The sequence below is a fragment of the Allomuricauda ruestringensis DSM 13258 genome, assembly GCF_000224085.1.
In the GTDB taxonomy this organism is placed as follows: domain Bacteria; phylum Bacteroidota; class Bacteroidia; order Flavobacteriales; family Flavobacteriaceae; genus Flagellimonas; species Flagellimonas ruestringensis.
In genome coordinates this window covers 3,633,518-3,653,319 of sequence record NC_015945.1, presented here as the reverse complement: position 1 = coordinate 3,653,319, position 19,802 = coordinate 3,633,518, and the positions used below count along the sequence as shown (strand labels likewise).

Here is a 19,802-nt window from a genome sequence, read left to right as displayed (position 1 = left end):
AATTAATGATTAACAAAGTGTTATAAGTGTGTGGCTAAGTCTGCCACCTCGACTTTTTTAATAATCCTTTTCTGGTGTCCAATATTTCCAACAACGAGTCGCTATAGTTCGTCAGGACATACTCCACAACCACGGGGAATTCATCGACCAGGACATTGTGGCTGACCAGACCATTAACCTCAAGTGATTTCAGTTCCGAAATATGCACCGATTATCCAATGAACGGGTCAGGGACAACCCAAGAATTGTATAAAATGGATTTGGCAAACTCCAACAGAGCGGGGTCATTTTTCAATTTTTCCATATCATCCGAAATTTTACTGTCCAAGACCTTGGCATAGATTTGGGTTGTTTTCAAAGAAGTATGCCCAAGCATTTTACTGACCGTCTCAATGGGTACCCAATTTGACAGCGTGACGGTTGTTGCAAATGTATGTTTGGCCAAGTGTGTTGTCAGTGCTTTATTGATCTTACAGCCAGCAGCAATTTCTTTCAAATAAAAGTTGGTACGTTGATTGGTGTAAACAGGGAGCAGGGTCCCTTTTGCTACTACCCTAGGATGTTCCTTATACTTGTCGATAATGGCCTCTGGAATGCTCAATAGTGGAATGCTGCTCAAAACCTTGGTTTTTTTCCTTTTGGTCTTGATCCATTTATTTCCCTTGATGTCCTTGACCAGATCATCTTCGATCAACTTTTCAATATCCGCAAAGGCCAATCCGTATAACAGCAGAACAAGAACATGTCCCTTACTATAATTCAAGCATTTTTTGACTTGACTTTTTCTTGGAAGCTCAACTTCTTTTTCAATAGTTGCATGTCCTCACTGACTTTTCTGTTCAAAATCTTGGCGTAATGTTGAGTGGTGCGCAATGATTTATGCCCCAGCATTTTACTTACCGATTCGATAGAGACTCCATTTGAAAGTGTTACAGTGGTGGCAAAGGTGTGTCTGGCCAAATGAGTGGTCAGGTGTTTATTGATTCCACTAAGGTCCGCTATTTCCTTTAAATAGGCATTCATTTTTTGATTGGTCAATACCGGTAGCACCTTTTTATCTGCAAGTAAGGGACTGTGCTCGTATTTTTCGAGAATCATCAATGCAGTAGGAAGTACGGGAATGTTGCTTTTGGTCTTTGTCTTGGTACGTTTGGTATTTATCCAAAGATCTCCATCAATTCCAATGACAAAATCATCATGTGTCAGTTTTTTTACATCCGCATAGGCCAATCCGGTAAAGCAACAGAAAACAAAACAATCCCTTACATGCTCCAACCGTTCATTTGTAAAAGGATGATCCATTAGTCGTTGAAGCTCTTCATCAGTCAGGAATTCCCGTTCTACAGTTTTTAATCGGGCTTTCCAATTGGCAAAGGGGTCTGTTTTGATCCAACCATTCGCATAAGCAATCCTTATAATCTTTTTAAAGTTCACCACATATTTGATTGCCGTGTTATGGCTGCACTTTCTTTTTGTCTTTAGATAATATTCGAAACCTGAAATAAAGGAATGATCCACATCTACGACAGGAATATCTTTCTTTCGAAGCTCGTTCTGTAAATATTCGGCCAAATGGCTTTTTGCAGTTTTGTATCGTTCTGCTGTACCAGGAGCAAAATCTTTTCCAACTAATTTTTCAACCCTTTCATTGTGCTCTTGAAAGATTTCCAATAACATTTTTGAGGGTTTATCCACACCTAGGTAAGAGTTCTTAAGGGAAACAGCGGTCAATGGTCGGCCCTTGTCTTTCAATTTGTCCGCATGCCGAAATAGGTCGGTACGTATTTTCATTAATTGCGAATTCAGTTGACGAACTTTTTGAGAGAACCCCAATACCTTTCCATTGGTGGCATCCCAAGTGTTGGGATAAATTTTGCGACCTGTGCTGAATTCCGAACGCCTTCCATTTACCGTGATTCTGATATAAATAGTTGACCTGCCAACGCGGTCTTTTTTGTATTTTCTGAGATAGAATAGAAGAGATACCATAAAAGAGACACCTAATTTAACATTATTTGCCTTGAAATTAGGAAAAAAACATTAAACAATTTACATTACAAACACCTGATTAACAGCATTTTAATTGTTATTAGGTGCCCCTTTTTGCAAAGATTGGAGGGGGCACCGAAAGTGGCACTTTTTAATATAGTTTCAAATGATATTATTTGATATCATAAAAAATGAAAAACCCTGTAAATCAATAATTTACAGGGTTTTTTGTTTTGAGATGATGTCTCTCAGCGGAGGAAGAGGGATTCGAACCCCCGGAGGTGTGACCCTCAACAGTTTTCAAGACTGCCGCATTCGACCACTCTGCCATTCCTCCTAAGCGGGTGCAAATATATAAAGCTTTTTGTTATCCCAAAAGACCTTTTTGCATTATTGTTTAAATCGTGGCATAAATCATTTTACCACCAACTGGATTCAAAGTTTGTAAAAATCAGTATGTCTTTCAAAACAATGGTCATACCTTTGTGTTATGCTAGAATGGTACCACTATTTGCTCTTGGTGGCTGTAGGTTTTGCAGTAGGATTTATAAACACCGTGGCAGGAGGTGGTTCGTTACTTTCCTTGCCGACTCTCATTTTTTTGGGATTGCCTCCCGCCGTTGCCAATGGTACCAACAGAGTGGCCATAGTGGTACAGACCGCGCTTGGAACGGCTGGCTTTCGAAGCAAGGGAGTTTCAACCTTTCCCTTTAACCTGTATTTGGGCATCGCTGCCTTTTTAGGTTCCATTATAGGTGCCTATATTGCTGTGGACATAGATGGAGAAACCTTTAATAGGATTTTGGCCATTGTGATGTTGGCCGTAGTGCTCATCATCATTTTTAAGCCAAAAATGAGAATAGGAGAAATGCAGGAACGTCTCACAGGTAAATATTTATGGGTGAGTATGATCGTATTTTTCTTTTTTGGGATTTACGGTGGTTTTATCAATGCCGGACTTGGGTTTTTAATGCTGCTATTTTTACATTATTTTAATCAGATGAACCTTGTAAGGTCCAACGCCACCAAGGTCGCCGTGGTGTTTATTTACATGCTCGCAGCCTTGGCTGTTTTTGCGTTTAACGATAAAGTAGATTGGAAACTGGGATTTGTGCTGGCCATAGGAAATGGTTCAGGGGCATGGTTCGCCAGTAGGTTCTCTGTAAAAAAGGGAGACGGATTTATAAAAACATTTTTAGTGATAGCCGTAGTTTTGATGGCCATCAAACTATGGTTTTTTTAAAACATAATACAAGTATGCCAGGATTTGAACTTTTTGGAGACAAGGAAAGAAAGGAAGTACAGGACGTTATGGACTCTGGAGTGTTGATGCGCTACGGATTCGATGCCATGCGAAACGGACATTGGAAAACAAAGGAGTTGGAAACTGGTTTGGCAGAAAAAATGCAGTCCAAACATGCGCATGCCGTAAGTAGCGGTACTGCCGCACTGACAGTTGCTTTGGCCAGTGCAGGCGTTGGAGCAGGAGAAGAGGTAATTATGCCCACCTTTACCTTTGTGGCCAGTTTTGAATCCATTCTGGCTTTGGGTGCCGTTCCCATTTTAGTTGACATTGATGATACCCTCACCTTAAAGCCCGAAGCGGTGGAAAAGGCCATCACTTCAAAAACAAAAGTGGTAATGCCCGTGCACATGTGTGGTTCCATGGCCAATTTAGATGCCTTGAAAGCTATTTGCGCTAAACACGGTTTATTATTGTTGGAAGATGCCTGTCAAGCCATAGGTGGAACTTATAACGGAAAACCTTTGGGCAGTATCGGGGATTTGGGATGTTTTTCTTTTGATTATGTAAAAACCATCACCTGTGGAGAAGGTGGCGCCGTTATCACCAATAATGAAGGTTATTACGAAAATGCCCACAAATATTCCGATCACGGTCACGACCATATCGGAAACAATAGGGGAGCAGAAGATCATCCGATTTTAGGATATAATTTTCGAATCTCCGAGATGAATGCTGCCGTAGGAGTAGCTCAGCTTGCCCGTTTGGATGAGTTTATAGCCATTCAAAAAAGAAATTACACGATTTTGCGAGAAGCATTGTCACATATTCCTGAAGTGGTTTTTAGAACTGTTCCAGATGGAGGAGAAGAGAACTATTCGTTTCTGAGCTTCTTTATGCCCACTGAGGAATTGGCACAAACGGCTCATCAGGAATTGATTGAAGCTGGGGTAGATGGATGTTTTTATTGGTACGACAATAACTGGCATTACTACAAAAAATGGGAACATTTGACCCAAATGAAATCCTTGGGCAAACTCCCAAAGGACGTCATTGAGTCACTACCCGATTACGGCAAAACTGATTTTTCTGAATCCGATAAATGGATGTCCAGAAATATATCCTGCCTGATCAAATTGGGATGGTCGGAAAAAGAAGTGGCCGAACGTGCCAAAAAAATGGTGACGGCCATAAAGTCTTCTATATAAACATAAGATTATCTGCTATAATATTTGTGTGATTTTTGAAATCAGTATCAGACGACAAGGAACAATGAATAGTTTTTATTACGTTGGAATCCATTTATAATGAAATCCTGAAACAAATTTGAAGAACAGCCCCAAATAGAAAAGAGTCCTGCCGTTATGGTCAAGACTCTTTTACGAGAACACTATATGAAAATGAAAAAATTACTTTCTGATTAATTACAATGTAAAAGTACCCCGCAACTCCACACCAGTGAAATTATTGTTGTGAAGTGAAGAGATAGTGTTGTCAGCTGGGTGTTTCTTGTTTTTTTGGTTAGTTATTGCCTTGGCAATCGTCATTCTTTAGGCTTGTAACCCCTGAAAAATCTAGATTTCTCGACTGCGCTCGAAATGACAATAAGAACCTTTTGCCTTGTCCTGGCTCCTGATTCTTGATTCAAGATTGAGATTCTTCGCCAAGCTCAGAATGACATAGCACTGAATTAGTGAATTTTGTGTCAGGCTGAAAGTTCAGGGTAGCCCCAAATAGAAAAGAGCCCTGCCGTTATGGTCAAGACTCTTTTACGAGAACACTATATGAAAATGAAAAAATTACTTTCGTTTTTTATTACATGGTAAAACTACCACGAGCATTCCCGTAAACGAAATTATTGTTGTGAAGTGTCCTAATCCTGTGGTTTTTTTGGAATTTTAGTATGTCTCATCGATTTAAGGTACTGCTTTTACGATGTTTGACAGCACCCCATTGACGTCGAAATACGGTTCCTCGGCCAAACCGGTTCGTACAACGACCAAGTCTTTGGAAGGAATCATAAATACATGCTGTCCTTCAAAACCGTTACAAGAAAACATATCTCGGGGTACATCGGGATACTTTCCTTCGGCGTTCAACCAAAAGTGTGCGCCATAAGTGCCATCAGAATTAATCGTAGGCTTGGTGATGTAATCCACCCAAGTGGAATCAAACAATTGTTCTCCGTTCCAATTGCCCTTATCTAAATGCAACTGTCCGAAACGGGCCCAGTCCCTTGTACTGGCCCACGCATAGGAAGACCCTACGTAGTTCCCGGCAATATCTGCTTCCAAAACCATAGAGTACATCCCGATTTTATCAATCAAGGCTGAGTAGGGGAAGTCCAAATATTCTTGATGACTTCTAAACTGTTGTCTTAAGATTCCAGACAACAAATTGGTAGTTCCAGAAGAATAGTTCCAAACCTCGGTTGGTTTGGCTATCGCTTTTTTGTCTCGTTGCGCTTGGGTCATATCACTGTCCAAAAAAAGCATTCGGGTAACATCGGATATCCCCGAATAATCCTCTTCCCATTCCAACCCACTTTGCATACGTAACAAATGGTTCAAAGTAATGTTTTTTCTTTCATCATCTTTCCATTCAGGAATAGGCGCGGGCCAGTCCATTTCCAACTTACCTTGATGTTCCAAAATACCGTAGCAAGTAGCCAACACACTTTTGGTCATGGACCAACCCAAAATAGGGGTGTCCTTATCAAAACCATTAATATATCTTTCGGCAATCAACTGTCCCTTGTACAAAATTAGCAGCGTACGCGTTTTTTGCGTTTCGGGTTCCGAGAACGCCATGGCCATCGCCTTATTGATTTGGTCCATATCCACTTCTGGAAGTATCGTGTCCAACGGAGCTGCTTGTCCGTAGGGATAGGGAATGGTATCAGGAGTTTGGTTTCTTTCTGGTCGGATGGTCAATGCTTGAGGGTCATAGTCATCATTGATCAAAACGGCTCCCAATCCATCGCGATATACCGCTGTACGCTTCATCAAACCATAAACGGTTGAAGAGGCGGATTCCTCGTTTTTATTTACCTCTGTCGAAGCAATTTCAATCAAGGGAGCACTATTATCGTATTGGTTCATGCTGGCCGCTGAACGATCGGCCACATAAACTCCAGATGCTACATTTTTGGCAGCATATCCGGAAATAATGTTCAATTTGGGGTAATTCAGGTAAACAACCACTCCGATTACAACAAGAAGGAGTAGCAAAACACGCTTAAGTAGTTTCATGGTATAGGATGTATTTGTAACTTTCTGCATCTAAATATAAACAATTATACATGTCCAACATCGGATTGATCATTGAGGAACGGAGTAGGGATATTGGTGATTTTTTAGTGGGAAGACTGATTCCTTTCCGTAAAAAGCGCATGATCGGCCCCTTTATTTTTATAGACCATATGGGTCCTACGCAGTTAGGGCCTGAAAAATACATGGATGTGAATCAGCATCCGCACATGGGCTTGTCCACGTTAACATTTATGTTGGAGGGGGAAATTATCCACGAGGACAGCCTTGGCACCCATCAACGGATAAGACCTGGCTCCGTGAACTGGATGACGGCCGGGAAGGGGGTAACGCACACCGAAAGAACCCCACCCGATATGCGCAATGGCAACACCTTTACCGCTCACGGTTATCAGATTTGGGTAGCCTTACCGAAGGAACTCGAGGATATGGAACCCCAATTCCACCATATTGATGAAAAAGATATTCCCAAATGGACTGATGGCAATACCAAATTTAAATTGGTCGCCGGTGAGAGTTACGGAAAAAAATCACCTGTGCCCGTGCATTCCAATCTGTTTATGGTCGAGGTAAAAGCCAAAGAAGCCTACACGCTCAATGTCAACGGCAGTTTAAAAGGAGAAATCGGCATTTGCATTGTAGAAGGTAGTATTGAAGCCTGTGGTGAAACGGTGGGAGAAGGTAATATTTTGGTCTCCAAAGTCGAGGACACTTGCAACATCAAACTAAAACCAAATACGCATTTATTGTTGTTCGGAGGTGAACCTTTTCCCGAGGAACGTTATATTTATTGGAATTTTGTTTCCTCCAGCAAAGAAAAATTGGAACAAGCAAAGCAAGCTTGGGGCAATAAAACTTTTGTTATGATGGAGAACGACGACACCTATGTCCCATTGCCCAACTAAAACGTTCACAAAAACCCCGAGACCCTAACCAGCCAATGCCAAACAAACCGGTAATTCTTTATCCCTTATTCTCTTTTGCGTTCCTTATTTTGATGGGTTCCTGTAAAAAGGAAAAGCCAGAACCAAAAGAAGCGCAACTCTATTCTAAATACTGTGCCAATTGTCACCTACCGCCCAAGATTGATGCATTGCCCAAGAATGTTTGGAAAGAATATGTACTCCCCGCCATGGTGGAGCGTATGGAAGTGGAAGGCTTGTACCAAGACAACAATGTGGTAGAAGATGGTTTTCGACCCAAAATCACGCTCAAAGAGTGGGCACAACTGGAAACCTATATTGTATCCAATGCCCCAGAACATTTGGAAGCTATACCCATGCCACAAACCGACACTCTCGCACAATTTAAGACCAAAACCTATTCCTTGGATGATAAAAATGGGGCCATGGTCACTTATCTGGAATTTTTGGACAAGGATAACGAGATATATTATGGTGACCTTTCAGGAAACTTGGGGACCTTCAACTTGGATGAAGAAGAATCCACTCCAATTTATAAAGGAAAAAGCCCCATAACTTGGTACAACAAAAAAGATTCCATGGAAATTATCAGTGAGGTAGGTATTATTCGTCCTTCCGAATTGGTAAGAGGAAAAATGATTAGAAAAGTGGGTAAAGATACCCTCTCGATGGGCCATGATTTTCATAGACCAGTACATACACTTTTGGAAGATCTTAATAATGATGGTTCAAATGAACTTATCGTCAGTGAGTTTGGCAATGAGTCGGGGCAATTATCGCTTATGATGGTAAATGATTCTGGTGGTTACGACAAGAAAATATTGCTCAATCTTCCAGGAGCCATTAAAACCGTGATCAAGGACATGAACCAAGATGGCAAAAAAGACATTGTGGCATTAATGACCCAAAGCAGAGAGAGTATTACCGTTTTCTATCAAACAGAAAACCTAGTTTTTGAAGCAGAAAATATTTTGGAGTTTAGTCCTGTTTTTGGAACCAGCTGGTTTGAGTTTGTGGATTACAATGGCGATGGTCTGGAAGATATTATTACAGTACAAGGCGATAATGCAGACATTTCCTATGTGCACAAACCCTACCATGGCATGCGGATTTACCTGAGCAATGGTGATAATACCTACGCCGAAGCCTTCTTTTACCCCATGCACGGCGCAACACGGGTACTATCTCGTGATTTTGATCAAGATGGAGACCTTGATTTTGCCCTGATCAGTACATTTCCCAACTATCAAGAATTTCCAGAACTCACTTTTGTATATCTTGAAAATAAAGATTCCGACAGTTTTGAATTTACCACAAACATTTTGCAAGATCCCTCTATGGCACGCTGGTTTTTAATGGATACCTCGGATATTGATAACGATGGCGACGAGGATATTGTTTTAAGCTCCTTAACTTTAGGCTTTACTCCAGTTCCTAAAGTTTTGACCGAACGTTGGAAGAACAATAATGTGGATATTATGGTCTTAGAAAATGTATTGTATTGAAAAGATGGCCCTTTATAGCATTTCTAATTTTGATGGGGTGTTCCCAAAGGAAAGCACCTGTGGAACCACCTGCAAAATATAAATGGTACGGCCATGAAGTCACCGCATCGGCCTACAATTCTGTGTTTTGGCAAACGGATAGCATTGATCCATCCGTAGCGGCATGGGGAGACACCTTAAAACCAGGGATGAAAAGCATAGCGGTTTCGCGAGACCTTATTAAGATGGGGCTCACTCATAACACCATGGTAAAAATAGATACCTTTCCAGACACCTTTTATGTAAAGGACAAAATGCATTATCGCTGGCGCAACCGAATAGACATTTACATGGGGAAAGATGTGAAAAAAGCACGGGAATGGGGCAGAAAAAAAATGATTATCTGTTATGCCGTTCCTATTGACTCAATAAAACAGTAGTAGATTTTTATGAAAAACTCGTCAGTTCGAGTTTATTTTCGAAACAAAGTGTAGAAAATGAGTATCGAGAACAGCCCTTTTTCTTTGAAAACTTAATTCTCGATACAAAATTTTTTTTGCAAAATTTCACTCCTTTAGATTGGTGCTTTGAAATATTATATTTAAAAACGGAAGAAATACACTATCAATTCACTCCAAGTTTTAGAGCTTATAATTCGATTTAGATTTCTTCCGCTTTGATAATAAACTCAAATTAGAAATTCGGGACCCAGATCCCATTATTAAGGAGTTGAGCTTATCATTTTTTCACTTAAACCAAAGATATGGAAACAGAACTGAATTTTATAGGTATCGATGTGAGTAAAGATACTTTGGACATTTGCCTGCTCAGTGAGCGGTCAAGATCTTTTATTGTCAAAAACAGGGAAAAGGATATAGCCCGGTTCTTTAATGCCCTGTTGGAAGAGAACATAAGCTATCATATCTGTGCTGAGAACACAGGGAAATATACTTGGTCGTTAATGAGTGTCCTTGCTGATATGGATTGTGATTTTTATGTGGTAAATCCGTTGCACTTAAAGCGGAGCCTTGGACTTGTCAGGGGCAAAAACGATAAAGTAGATGCTGTTAGAATTGCACATTTTATAAAGAAGAACTACACTGAGACCAAAACCTATGTCCAAAAGAGAAACGTTATCGAAGACCTTCAGATCCTTTTGTCCGAGAGAGGTTTTAGAATCAACCAAAGAAAACAACTAAAGACCAAGAACAAAGAATTAATGGTTCTTGGGAATCAAAAATTGGCCAAGCACATAATTGAACAGAACAACAGATTGATCAAAGAATTGACTGTTCAAGTAAAGGCCATTGAACAGCAGGTCAGGGCCCTTCTGAAATCGGACACCAAGCTAAATACATTGAGCAGGCAATTAAAATCCATTCCCGGTGTTGGCGATGTCCTGTGCTGGAACATTCTTGTGAAGACAAATGAATTTAAGAGCATAACCCAACCAAGGAAATTAGCTTGTTACTGTGGTGTGGCACCTTTTCAAAACACCTCCGGAACATCTATATTTGGGCGGAACAGGGTGTCGAACTTAGCTGATAAATCGTTGAAAAAATTATTGCACCTTGGTGCAATGAGCGCTATCAGGTTAGAAAATGACCTGGCCCTTTATTACAAGAGAAAGGTAAATGAGGGCAAAAACAAAATGAGTGTCTTAAACGCCGTAAGGAACAAAATCATCCACCTTATTTTTGCACTAATAAAAAACCAAGCTTTTTATCAAAATCGTTTGGTTGCGTCATAGAAATCGAATTGACTGTGTTCAAAATAAAATTATTTAATGCACTACGAGTTCAATAAATTTACCTGATGAAGAAGATTAGCTTAATTGTATTTGCATTAGCTCTAGGAGCGTGTTCAATTCAAAAAGAAATTGTGGACATCCCCATTATTTTTGATGAACAACGTATTGAATTGACCAAGGAATATCTGCTGAACAGGTACGAACTGGATCAAGACACCCCCGAAATAACCCCAAAAATGGTGGTGCTGCATTGGACCGCCATTCCATCTCTTAAAAAATCTTTTGAAGCCTTTAACCGGTCTACCTTGCCCAACTGGCGTCCGGACATAGAAAACGTAAGTGGTCTTAATGTTTCTGCACACTTTTTGGTAGACCAAGACGGAACTATTTACCGCTTGATGCCCGAAACCACCATGGCACGCCACACCATTGGGTTGAACCATTGTGCCATTGGCATTGAAAATGTTGGAGGCACCGATGGAAAGCCCTTGACCAAGCAACAATTAAAATCCAATATTTTTTTAGTGAACTACTTAGCATCAAAATATGATATTGACTATGTCATAGGCCATCAAGAATACACCTTGTTCGAAGACCATTCGCTTTGGCTGGAAGTGGACGATGGTTATCGTACCGAAAAAACAGACCCGGGAATGGATTTTGTGCAAAAGGTGCGAAAAGCCACTAAAAAATTTAACTTTAAGCCCGTTCCAACAAAATAATCATGATAAAAAGACTATTCCCTTCTTTGGTAATCATCTTACTGGCATTTACCGTGCAGGCACAAGATGAATTGACTTCCCAATTATACGAGACCTATGAGGATTATAAAGAATCGAGCATAGGGAAACGAAGAATAAAACATGCAGATATTCAGCCGTTGATTCAAAAATTTAAGGCCAACCCAAAATTTGAAATACAAAAAGTAGGGGAGTCCATTCAAGGTCGGGATTTACACCTTATCAGTATTGGTTCAGGGGACAGTAATATATTTTTATGGTCGCAAATGCACGGGGATGAACCAACGGCCACACAAGCCATTTTTGATATCTTGAATTTTTTGGATGCCCCGGAGTTCAAAGAGGAGAAAGAAGCGATTCTTTCCAAATTGAAGCTTCATTTTTTGCCCATGCTCAATCCAGATGGGGCAGAAGTGTTCACAAGACGTAATGCCTTGGGTGTGGATATTAATAGAGATGCTTTACGATTGCAATCCCCAGAAAGTCAAACATTAAAAAGGCTTAGAGATAGTTTAGATGCCGATTTTGGCTTTAACCTTCACGATCAGAGCAAGTACTATAATGCAGAACGTACCGAAAAGCCTGCGACCATTTCCTATCTGGCTACAGCTTTTAATTACGAAAAGGACATCAACGAAGTACGTTCCAATGCCATGAAGGTGATTGTGTTTATGAACAACATCATACAAAATTACGCGCCTGGACAAGTAGGGCGTTATAGCGATGATTTTGAACCCCGTGCTTTTGGGGACAATATCGCCAAATGGGGTACCAGCTTAATTTTGATCGAATCTGGAGGATATCCGGGCGACCCTGAGAAGCAAGAAATACGCAAGTTGAATTATGTATCCATTCTTTCGGCATTATACACCATTGCGAACGAATCTTTTAAAAGCATTCCCACCGAAGATTACGAGAAAATACCGCGCAACGATCGAATGCTGTTCGATTTAAAGATAGACAACGTGACCTACGAACTTTTGGGCGATGCGTACATTATTGACCTTGGCATTTATAACCAAGAAATAGATTTAAAGGACCACAATCAATTTTATTATAAAAGTTCTGTTGGGGATCAAGGTGATTTATCCACTTATTATGCCTACAAAACCTTTGATGCCAAAGGGTATACCGTAGTGCCACCAAAGGTGGCGAAAGTGGACCGTGTTGAAAACCCCATGAGTTTTTTGAAGGACGGAGTAGCCTATGTTAAAACAGAAAAGCCAGATAAAAGCGCATTCGTACACTTTCCCTTAATATTGGTGGACGATGCATTTAAGCTAAAAAGCTTTAGCTTGCAACCTGGTATTAATCCAAACTTCTTTTTAAAGAAAGATGGCAAGTTGACGCACGCCGTAATCAATGGTTTTTTGATTGATCTTTCCAAACCTTTGGAGCAGCAGAATACAGGGAACGGATTGATCAACGGCAAATAAATTATCATAAAAAGTAAATAACCCTTTAGCACATAACAATGAAGAAACAAATTTTAGTAGGATTATGCCTTTTGGCAGCACAGTTGACATTTGCACAAGAATCCATCAATCTATTTAATGGAGAAAATCTGGATGGTTGGATTAATCACGGAGAAGAAAAATGGTTTGTAGAAGATGGAGAATTGATTTGCGAAAGCGGACCGAAAGGTGAATATGGATATTTATCCACCGAAAAATTCTACAAGGACTTTGAGTTGACTTTGGAATTTAAACAAGAAGCAGATGGCAACAGTGGCGTTTTTATTCGCTCCACGTTTGAAGGCACCAAAGTAACAGGCTGGCAAGTGGAAGTTGCCCCTCCAGGAAAAGATACGGGCGGCATTTATGAATCCTACGGTCGCGGTTGGTTGATCAAACCCGACCCAGAAAAGGACAAAGCCCTAAAAATGGGGGAGTGGAACACCATGAAAATCCGGGTGGACGGACCAGAAGTAACTTCGTGGCTCAACGGAGTGCAAATGGTACATCTGGAAGATGAAAAAATAGGCGAGGGTGAAGGTGCCATTGCACTACAGATCCATGATGGTGGGGGTATTCGTGTAAAATGGAGAAACATTGAGCTTGTTCCTTTGGATTAAGAATAAACCACTATGGTTTTTAAATTCATGCTTTTTAAAGGATTTTTTTTTGCTAGTTGACATTCCGACAGAGCGCAGCGACGAGGAATCTCATAACTTTGAATTTGTAAAGAGATTTCTCATCCCGATAGCAATCGGGACGTTCGAAATGACACTAAAAAATTTTATTAAATAAAAAAGAGGCTGTTTGAAGGTATTTTCAACGTCAACCTGAACTTATATTTCAGGTTCCCATAAAAATATGAGATTCCGAAACGGGTTCGGAATGACGACTATCTTAAACAGCCTCTTCTATAATTTTCAAACTCCTAATTCTTCAACGGAGTTACTTCAAAACTTCTATATTCAATAGGGCCGTGATCGCCCTGAATCATAAATGGTCCAGGTTCTCCTTCTTTGCTATCCAATGCGCCTCCGGTAATTCCGGGAATCGTGACATCTGAAATTACCGTTTTTCCGTTTAGCGTTATGGTAACCCTTCGTCCAATCAGCGTAATATCATACGTTTGCCATTCACCCGCAGGTTTTGAGGCGTTCTCATTAGGTTCCAAAAAGCCGTAAACACCGCCTAAATAGATATCGGAAGGCTCGTAACCTTCACTGTCCACAATTTGAACTTCGTAACGTCCGCGCAGATAGATACCGCTATTACTTCCTTCCGGGTAACGGAATTCCACGTGCAGTTTAAAATCTTGGAATTTTTCATCCGTAATCAGGTTGGAGCCCGACTCAGGACTGGTTAAAATACCATCTTTTACCACCCATTGGTTCTTTTTTCCATCTACATGCCAACCCGAAAGGTCTTTTCCGTTGAACACATCAATGGTTTTTCCCCATTTTGGATTCTCGGTGTATTCCAATTCTGGTGCTTTTACGCCAGTCCAATCAATTATGGAACCATCTGTATAAATCAGAGTACCTTTTAATTCTTCTCCGTCCAATTCACCATGAAAGATCATGTCGCTTCCCTTGGGCTCCCATTGGTTGGGAATACTAAAGGTAAATTTGTTGTCTCCATAAGTTTCTATTTCTGCAATGGGTCTTGCGCTACCAAAAGCGAAGACAAAACGGCCCAAAAGTGTCGCAGTTCCCGAATGTTTAATTTCCAGCCAAGAAGGGGAGGTCTTGCCCATAAAATCCATTTCCAAGTCCCATCTACCCTCTAATGGACTGATGTGCTGGGCGTAAATACTGCTTGTAAAACCAAAAAGTAAGGTGCAAATAAAAGTGTAAATCGTTTTTCTTTGGGTTATCATACGTATGTTTAGTTTAATTGCTGAACAAGATACGATTAATCCAAAAATTAACTAGCCGTCATAGTATTTGAATCTATTCGCAACCACCGGTAAAACCATTGGCGCTAAACTTGGTCTGGACAGCTCCTTTTAGGCTGTTGTGCGTCAACTGGATTACCAAGTTACTTTCGCCACTTCCATCACGTTTTGGGGTGCAGTATTCAAAAAGGTAGTAGCTTCCCGCTTGTTCCTCTACGCGTTGTGAAATATTGTTGAAGGTATTCTCCAATTCTTCTGAATTACTGGCAAAAACACTGGCTGTTTTCCCGATTTGCTCCAAAACTTCGGTATCTATTTCGGCTCCTAGTCCAATGGTGAAGTAGGAAATATTGTTATCGGCTTCCTCAACTGCACGTAAAGCATCGGATTCTTTGTATCTCGAAGCTTGATCGGTTCCATCGGTGAACAATACCACGGATGCTGCGTTGATTACTTCTGAGTTTTCACTTAAAAGGTTTTCTGCAATGTCTGTTGATTTAATCACGGCCCCGTACAAATCAGTAGATGGGTCGTTGCTGATATCTGCCGTGATGCCATCTACGGAAGCTGTCAATTCGGTAGCGGATGATGTTAAGGGGTTTAATAAATGAAGTTCGTCTTCTCCATCAAACCAATAAATGGCCATTTTAAAGGACTCCGTAGCCGGGGTTGGCATTACATTGTTGATGAAGCTGGTGGTGGCCGCCTTTAATTCGTCCAAACTACTTTCCAATACGCTATTGCTCAAATCCAGTACTAAAAGAGTGTTGTTGTTAAATACTTGTGAGTTTGGCGAAATTCGCGCAAAGGATTCCGAAGGGGATATGGGTTCAAAACAATCATCATTTCGTCCTTGTTCGTATATGGAGAACTGTTCGGCAGATAACCCTGAGATAGGATTCCCCATCAAATCTGAAACTCTAAATAGCACGGAAATTTTTCCGGGCAAAGTGGTGAATTCATCTTGTATGGACAACAAAAGCTCGTTTTCCCCAAAACCGAGGCAATCATCCGGTTCTTCACCAAGTCCCAGTTCCTTGTCGTTAATATCAAAACTGACATCATCATCTGCATTTCCGCAGGAGAATATAATAAGGCTAAACGCTATTAGGAATATAAATTGAGGTATGTTTTTCATTTTCATAAAAGTTAAGGTTCTGCATGCACAACGTTGAATTTGACCGAAAAGTATTTGTAACTGCAAGAATTAAACTAAAGAAAAGTTAAAAGAAACATGAGCTTGTTAAAATAATAAGGATACAAGCTATTTTTAATATTTTCACGCCAATAAAACCTACCAACCTATCTAACCAAAAACCAGCAACAAACAATAACGCTAATAGGTTGATATTATGACTATACTTTTGTTCGGCGCCACTAAAGATATTATTGGAACGCCCACACTATCTGTTCCAACGGCAAGTTTAAGTGGCAGAAAAATTCCAAATACCGTAGGGGAACTCAAAAAATTTCTTGAAAACACATATCCAGAACTTAAATCCATCTCCAAAGTGACCGTTGCAGTGAACCAGAATTATGCTTCGGATAATGAGAAAATAAATTCTTATGATGAAATAGCCCTGATTCCGCCGCCCTGATCCGGCAATTAATTTTACGTTAGTTATTTTTCAGTTCGTGAATTTTATTCTTCATCTGTTCATTATAATTCCATTCATTGTTTTTATTTAACGAAATTGCTTTTTGATAGTTTGCAAGTGCGTTTAAAGTATCTTTTCGCTTTTCATAGATTTCCGCTAAACCAGCCAAAGCCACCCACCATTTTGGGTTGGCCTCCGCATTAAATTTGAATACTTCAAGTGCTTTTTTATTATCATTCTCACTGAATAAGTACGAATTCCCTATGCTGTTAATATTCCATTTTAAATTATCAAAATTGGAATACGGGCTTTCTTCCTTAAGTTTTTTGAATGATTGTGCAGCCTTATCAAATTCACCTTTTAAGGTAAGGTTCATAACATCTTCTTCTAGGGTCGAACCTTTTATTTTTGGAATTACAATTCTTGCAATATCATTGACAATGATGTCATAGGCAGGAATTTCATATCCATTCGATAATAAAATAATTGTTGTTTTATTGTCCACAAATTTTCTGAAAGCAGCTAAATTTCCACCTGAAAATCCATAAGATTTAAATCCGTTCACTGGGTAATTGCCCCAACCATATAAAAAATTGTCCTTTTGATTTGCAAAATTGAATGGTGTCCACATTTTAGATTTGGTTTGTTTGTCCAGAAGTAAATTTTCATCCAATCTTTTGTTCCATTCAATGAATCTTTCAAGTGTGATATTTAGTCCATTGCCGGAATGTCCTCTTATACCATTGTTATTATTGTCTTTTTCAAATGCTTTTGTTTCGCCACTATAAAAATATCTAGTAGCACGATTTGGGATGCTTTCTTGCGAGTTAGAAGAAAATAAAACCCCAATTTTCGAGTTCTTAAATTGATTGTCAAGCACATATTCATCAAACGGCAATCCTGTTATTACCTCAATAATTTGAGCAAGCAACCAATAATTCGTTTGGTTATACCTGAATTGATTCCCCGTTACAAAGTCCATTTTATCTTTTGCAAGCTTTTCCATTAACTCCTTATCAGATAAAGTGCTTTCGTATTTTATGATATCCGGTAAACCGGAAGAATGACTTAAAAGGTTTTTAATCTTAATTTCTTGCCATTGCAGTGGCAAACCATCCAGATACTTTGAAATTGCATCATCTAAATTTAGTTTTCCGTCTTGGATAAGCTGAAATACTCCCGTAGAAGTGATAAGTTTTGTTGCCGAAAAAATTCTGAACAATGTATTTTTATCAACTTGAACATTGTTCTCCAAAGAGGCTTTCCCAAAGTAATTTTCATAAATGATGCTATCGCCCTCAACAACAGCTAAAGCCAATCCGGGAATGTTGTGCAGTCGCATTGTTTTGGAAAGGTAATTGTCGATTTCGGTTTTTAATTCAGTTGAAGCAGTTTTTTTCTTTTGGTTGGTACAAGAAGTAGAGAAAAGAAATAATAGGATAAATAAGATTTTGAATGTCTTCATTGTATTGAATATTGGTTTCAATAAAGACGATACTTATGCTTGAATGTGGCAAATCCTTTACTCCCAACGATTAAGCTAAACATCGTTTTAATTATGTTTAAGCCATCGATTCTGAACAATGTTCGGCACAGGTAATGAAGCTCGCTGAAAATTCCTTCGGTCATCCACAAGAAGCATCCGGTCACTCTTTTTTATATCCAGGCCCACGAACAACACGCCCTGGTGTTTCTCCGGTATGTTCGCCATCCTTTAGTACTTGGGTGCCGTTCACAAAAACATGTTTTACCCCTTCGGAATATTGGTGGGGGTCTTCAAAAGTGGCCTTATCAATAATGGTGGCAGGGTCAAACAAAACCACATCGGCATAATTACCTTCGGTAAGGCTACCCCGTTTTTGTATTTTAAGATTGGTTGCGGGCAATTGTGATAATTTATGCACAGCTTCTTCCAAGGAAATCACCTTTTCATCCCGCACATATTTGCCCAACAAACGAGCCACGTTTCCGTAAGCTCTGGGGTGAGTGCTCGATTTTAAGAAGACACCTTCTGTGGCAGGAGAGCCTGCATCGGAACCAAAACTCATCCAAGGCAGTGCTATTTGTTTTTTCACATTGTCTTCGGACATTAAAAAATAAATGGTTCCTACACGGCTTCCATCTTGCACTACCAAGTCCATGGCAGTTTCCTCGGGCGAAGTGCCACGCATTTCCGCCACCTCTTTTAATGTTTTTCCCGTAAGATATTTTAAAGAGTCTGCCTTAAAACCTACTAACAGGATTTTACTGGGGTCGCCTGCGGCTTGCATCAAACTTTCCCATTCATCCGTAGGTGTAATCATTTCTTTTTTCACTTTTTCACGAATGGCGGGGTCCTGCAAACGTTCTGCCCATTTATCGTATCCACCTTCTTGCACCCATGGTGGCATGGAAGCATCCAAACCAGTGGCCCCAGCCACATAATTGTACATATCGGCCGTAATATGGAGTCCAGCAGCGTTGGCAGAGTCCACTTTGGCCACTACATCATCAAACTTGTGCCAATTTTCTTTACCACTTTGTTTTAGGTGATAAATTTCTGCTCTAATGCCAGCTTTATTTGCAATCTGAATCAACTCATCCAAACTCTCCAATAAACGAGAACCTTCGCTACGCATGTGGCTGATGTACATGCCATCATACTCGGCGGCCACTTTGCAGAGTTCAATCAATTCCTCGGTGCTGGAATAAAATGCAGGGGCATAGATCAAAGAGGAGCCTACACCCAGAGCACCTTCTTCCATGGCTTGCTTTACCATCAATTTCATGGAATCCAATTCCTGTGGAGTAGGGGCACGGTTCTCATAGCCTACGGTGTTTATCCGCAAGGTGGTCGCTCCCACAAAAGAGGCCACATTCGGTGAAACCCCCTTGGTCGTGAGATATTCCAAATACTCGTTCAAGCTGTTCCACTCAATATCATACTTTATGTCCCCTTGGCTTTCCCGTTCCTCTTTTTTCATGGATTCGTTAAGAGGTCCCATGGACCAACCTTCGCCAAACACCTCCAAAGTCACGCCTTGTTTTATGTCGGCCATAGATCTACCATCCTCGATCAAGGATTCCGTGGCCCAGCTGAGCATGTTTATAAATCCAGGGGAAACTGCCAATCCTGTGGCATCTATCTCCATAGTTCCTGTAGCTTTTTCAAGATTCCCGACAGCTGCAATGGTATCGGCATTGATTCCCAAATCACCTATGTACGAAGGACTCCCAGAGCCATCCACGATTTGTCCGTTTTTAATAAGGACATCAAAGTTTTTGGGTTGTGAACAACTGGCTAGAATAATCAGGGCGAATAGGGAGATGAGAAAAGAGATTGGTTTCATAGTCTGGTTATTTGGTTATGACAAAACAAGTTAGGTGATTTTTGGGCACTTTCAAATTAACAAAGAATGAAAATTTAGCCTCACCTTTCTTCAAAACCAATCCCCAACCGATTGATTGTGTTAAATCAT

At 40.3% G+C, this 19,802-nt stretch carries 18 protein-coding genes and 1 tRNA gene; 10 read left to right on the top strand and 9 right to left on the bottom strand.

Going from position 1 to position 19,802, the window contains the following annotated elements:
* Positions 1 to 34: 34 nt before the first annotated feature.
* From MURRU_RS18250 to MURRU_RS16430, 4 genes are all read right to left on the bottom strand, one after another.
* On the bottom strand, positions 35 to 208 hold the full coding sequence (locus MURRU_RS18250; RefSeq protein ID WP_148261533.1) for a winged helix-turn-helix transcriptional regulator: 174 nt from the start codon (positions 206 to 208) through the stop codon (positions 35 to 37).
* Positions 209 to 211: 3 nt separating this feature from the next.
* On the bottom strand, positions 212 to 763 hold the full coding sequence (locus tag MURRU_RS16440) for a site-specific integrase (RefSeq protein ID WP_187289864.1): 552 nt from the start codon (positions 761 to 763) through the stop codon (positions 212 to 214).
* Positions 760 to 1,989, bottom strand: coding sequence for a site-specific integrase (locus MURRU_RS16435; RefSeq protein WP_014034614.1), 1,230 nt, complete (start codon positions 1,987 to 1,989; stop codon positions 760 to 762). Before MURRU_RS16435 ends, MURRU_RS16440 begins: the two co-directional genes overlap by 4 nt.
* A gap of 252 nt (positions 1,990 to 2,241) precedes the next feature.
* A tRNA-Ser gene (locus MURRU_RS16430) sits at positions 2,242 to 2,326 on the bottom strand.
* Positions 2,327 to 2,479: 153 nt separating this feature from the next.
* Between MURRU_RS16430 and MURRU_RS16425 the strand changes: the two genes are divergently transcribed.
* Both MURRU_RS16425 and MURRU_RS16420 read left to right on the top strand, forming a co-directional pair.
* The gene (locus MURRU_RS16425; protein ID WP_014034613.1) at positions 2,480 to 3,232 is read left to right on the top strand and encodes a sulfite exporter TauE/SafE family protein; all 753 of its coding nucleotides are present in this window, start codon (positions 2,480 to 2,482) and stop codon (positions 3,230 to 3,232) included.
* A gap of 14 nt (positions 3,233 to 3,246) precedes the next feature.
* Positions 3,247 to 4,440 (top strand): DegT/DnrJ/EryC1/StrS family aminotransferase, encoded by a 1,194-nt coding sequence (locus MURRU_RS16420; RefSeq protein ID WP_014034612.1) that lies wholly within the window; start codon positions 3,247 to 3,249, stop codon positions 4,438 to 4,440.
* A gap of 708 nt (positions 4,441 to 5,148) precedes the next feature.
* On the opposite strand, the gene MURRU_RS16415 is transcribed toward MURRU_RS16420, so the two are convergent.
* Entirely contained in the window at positions 5,149 to 6,483 is a 1,335-nt protein-coding gene (locus MURRU_RS16415) for a serine hydrolase domain-containing protein (protein ID WP_041802141.1), read from the bottom strand.
* 50 nt (positions 6,484 to 6,533) lie between these two features.
* Here MURRU_RS16415 and MURRU_RS16410 point away from each other — a divergent pair, with 50 nt between their 5' ends.
* The 7 genes from MURRU_RS16410 to MURRU_RS16380 all read left to right on the top strand — a co-directional run bounded on the left by MURRU_RS16410 (position 6,534) and on the right by MURRU_RS16380 (position 13,472).
* The gene (locus MURRU_RS16410; protein ID WP_014034610.1) at positions 6,534 to 7,406 is read left to right on the top strand and encodes a pirin family protein; all 873 of its coding nucleotides are present in this window, start codon (positions 6,534 to 6,536) and stop codon (positions 7,404 to 7,406) included.
* Between the two features lie 35 nt (positions 7,407 to 7,441).
* Entirely contained in the window at positions 7,442 to 8,929 is a 1,488-nt protein-coding gene (locus MURRU_RS17500; protein WP_014034609.1) for an FG-GAP repeat domain-containing protein, read from the top strand.
* 32 nt (positions 8,930 to 8,961) lie between these two features.
* Positions 8,962 to 9,348: a 3D domain-containing protein gene (locus tag MURRU_RS16400; protein ID WP_014034608.1), complete on the top strand. Its 387-nt coding sequence runs from the start codon at positions 8,962 to 8,964 to the stop codon at positions 9,346 to 9,348.
* Between the two features lie 323 nt (positions 9,349 to 9,671).
* Positions 9,672 to 10,658 (top strand): IS110 family RNA-guided transposase, encoded by a 987-nt coding sequence (locus MURRU_RS16395; protein ID WP_014032626.1) that lies wholly within the window; start codon positions 9,672 to 9,674, stop codon positions 10,656 to 10,658.
* A 65-nt stretch (positions 10,659 to 10,723) separates the two neighbouring features.
* The gene (locus tag MURRU_RS16390) at positions 10,724 to 11,380 is read left to right on the top strand and encodes a peptidoglycan recognition protein family protein (RefSeq protein WP_014034607.1); all 657 of its coding nucleotides are present in this window, start codon (positions 10,724 to 10,726) and stop codon (positions 11,378 to 11,380) included.
* A 2-nt stretch (positions 11,381 to 11,382) separates the two neighbouring features.
* Positions 11,383 to 12,834, top strand: a complete 1,452-nt coding sequence (locus MURRU_RS16385; RefSeq protein ID WP_041801639.1) for a M14 family zinc carboxypeptidase — start codon at positions 11,383 to 11,385, stop codon at positions 12,832 to 12,834.
* A gap of 38 nt (positions 12,835 to 12,872) precedes the next feature.
* Positions 12,873 to 13,472 (top strand): 3-keto-disaccharide hydrolase, encoded by a 600-nt coding sequence (locus tag MURRU_RS16380; protein ID WP_014034605.1) that lies wholly within the window; start codon positions 12,873 to 12,875, stop codon positions 13,470 to 13,472.
* Positions 13,473 to 13,780: 308 nt separating this feature from the next.
* On the opposite strand, the gene MURRU_RS16375 is transcribed toward MURRU_RS16380, so the two are convergent.
* Both MURRU_RS16375 and MURRU_RS16370 read right to left on the bottom strand, forming a co-directional pair.
* The gene (locus MURRU_RS16375; RefSeq protein WP_014034604.1) at positions 13,781 to 14,728 is read right to left on the bottom strand and encodes a 3-keto-disaccharide hydrolase; all 948 of its coding nucleotides are present in this window, start codon (positions 14,726 to 14,728) and stop codon (positions 13,781 to 13,783) included.
* Positions 14,729 to 14,801: 73 nt separating this feature from the next.
* The gene (locus MURRU_RS16370) at positions 14,802 to 15,884 is read right to left on the bottom strand and encodes a vWA domain-containing protein (RefSeq protein ID WP_014034603.1); all 1,083 of its coding nucleotides are present in this window, start codon (positions 15,882 to 15,884) and stop codon (positions 14,802 to 14,804) included.
* 214 nt (positions 15,885 to 16,098) lie between these two features.
* On the opposite strand from MURRU_RS16370, the gene MURRU_RS16365 reads away from it, so the two are divergent.
* Positions 16,099 to 16,344 (top strand): MoaD/ThiS family protein, encoded by a 246-nt coding sequence (locus MURRU_RS16365; protein WP_014034602.1) that lies wholly within the window; start codon positions 16,099 to 16,101, stop codon positions 16,342 to 16,344.
* A 19-nt stretch (positions 16,345 to 16,363) separates the two neighbouring features.
* On the opposite strand, the gene MURRU_RS16360 is transcribed toward MURRU_RS16365, so the two are convergent.
* Both MURRU_RS16360 and MURRU_RS16355 read right to left on the bottom strand, forming a co-directional pair.
* Positions 16,364 to 17,809, bottom strand: coding sequence for a serine hydrolase domain-containing protein (locus MURRU_RS16360; RefSeq protein WP_014034601.1), 1,446 nt, complete (start codon positions 17,807 to 17,809; stop codon positions 16,364 to 16,366).
* 181 nt (positions 17,810 to 17,990) lie between these two features.
* Positions 17,991 to 19,673, bottom strand: coding sequence for an N-acyl-D-amino-acid deacylase family protein (locus MURRU_RS16355; RefSeq protein WP_014034600.1), 1,683 nt, complete (start codon positions 19,671 to 19,673; stop codon positions 17,991 to 17,993).
* Between the last annotated feature and the right edge of the window lie 129 nt (positions 19,674 to 19,802).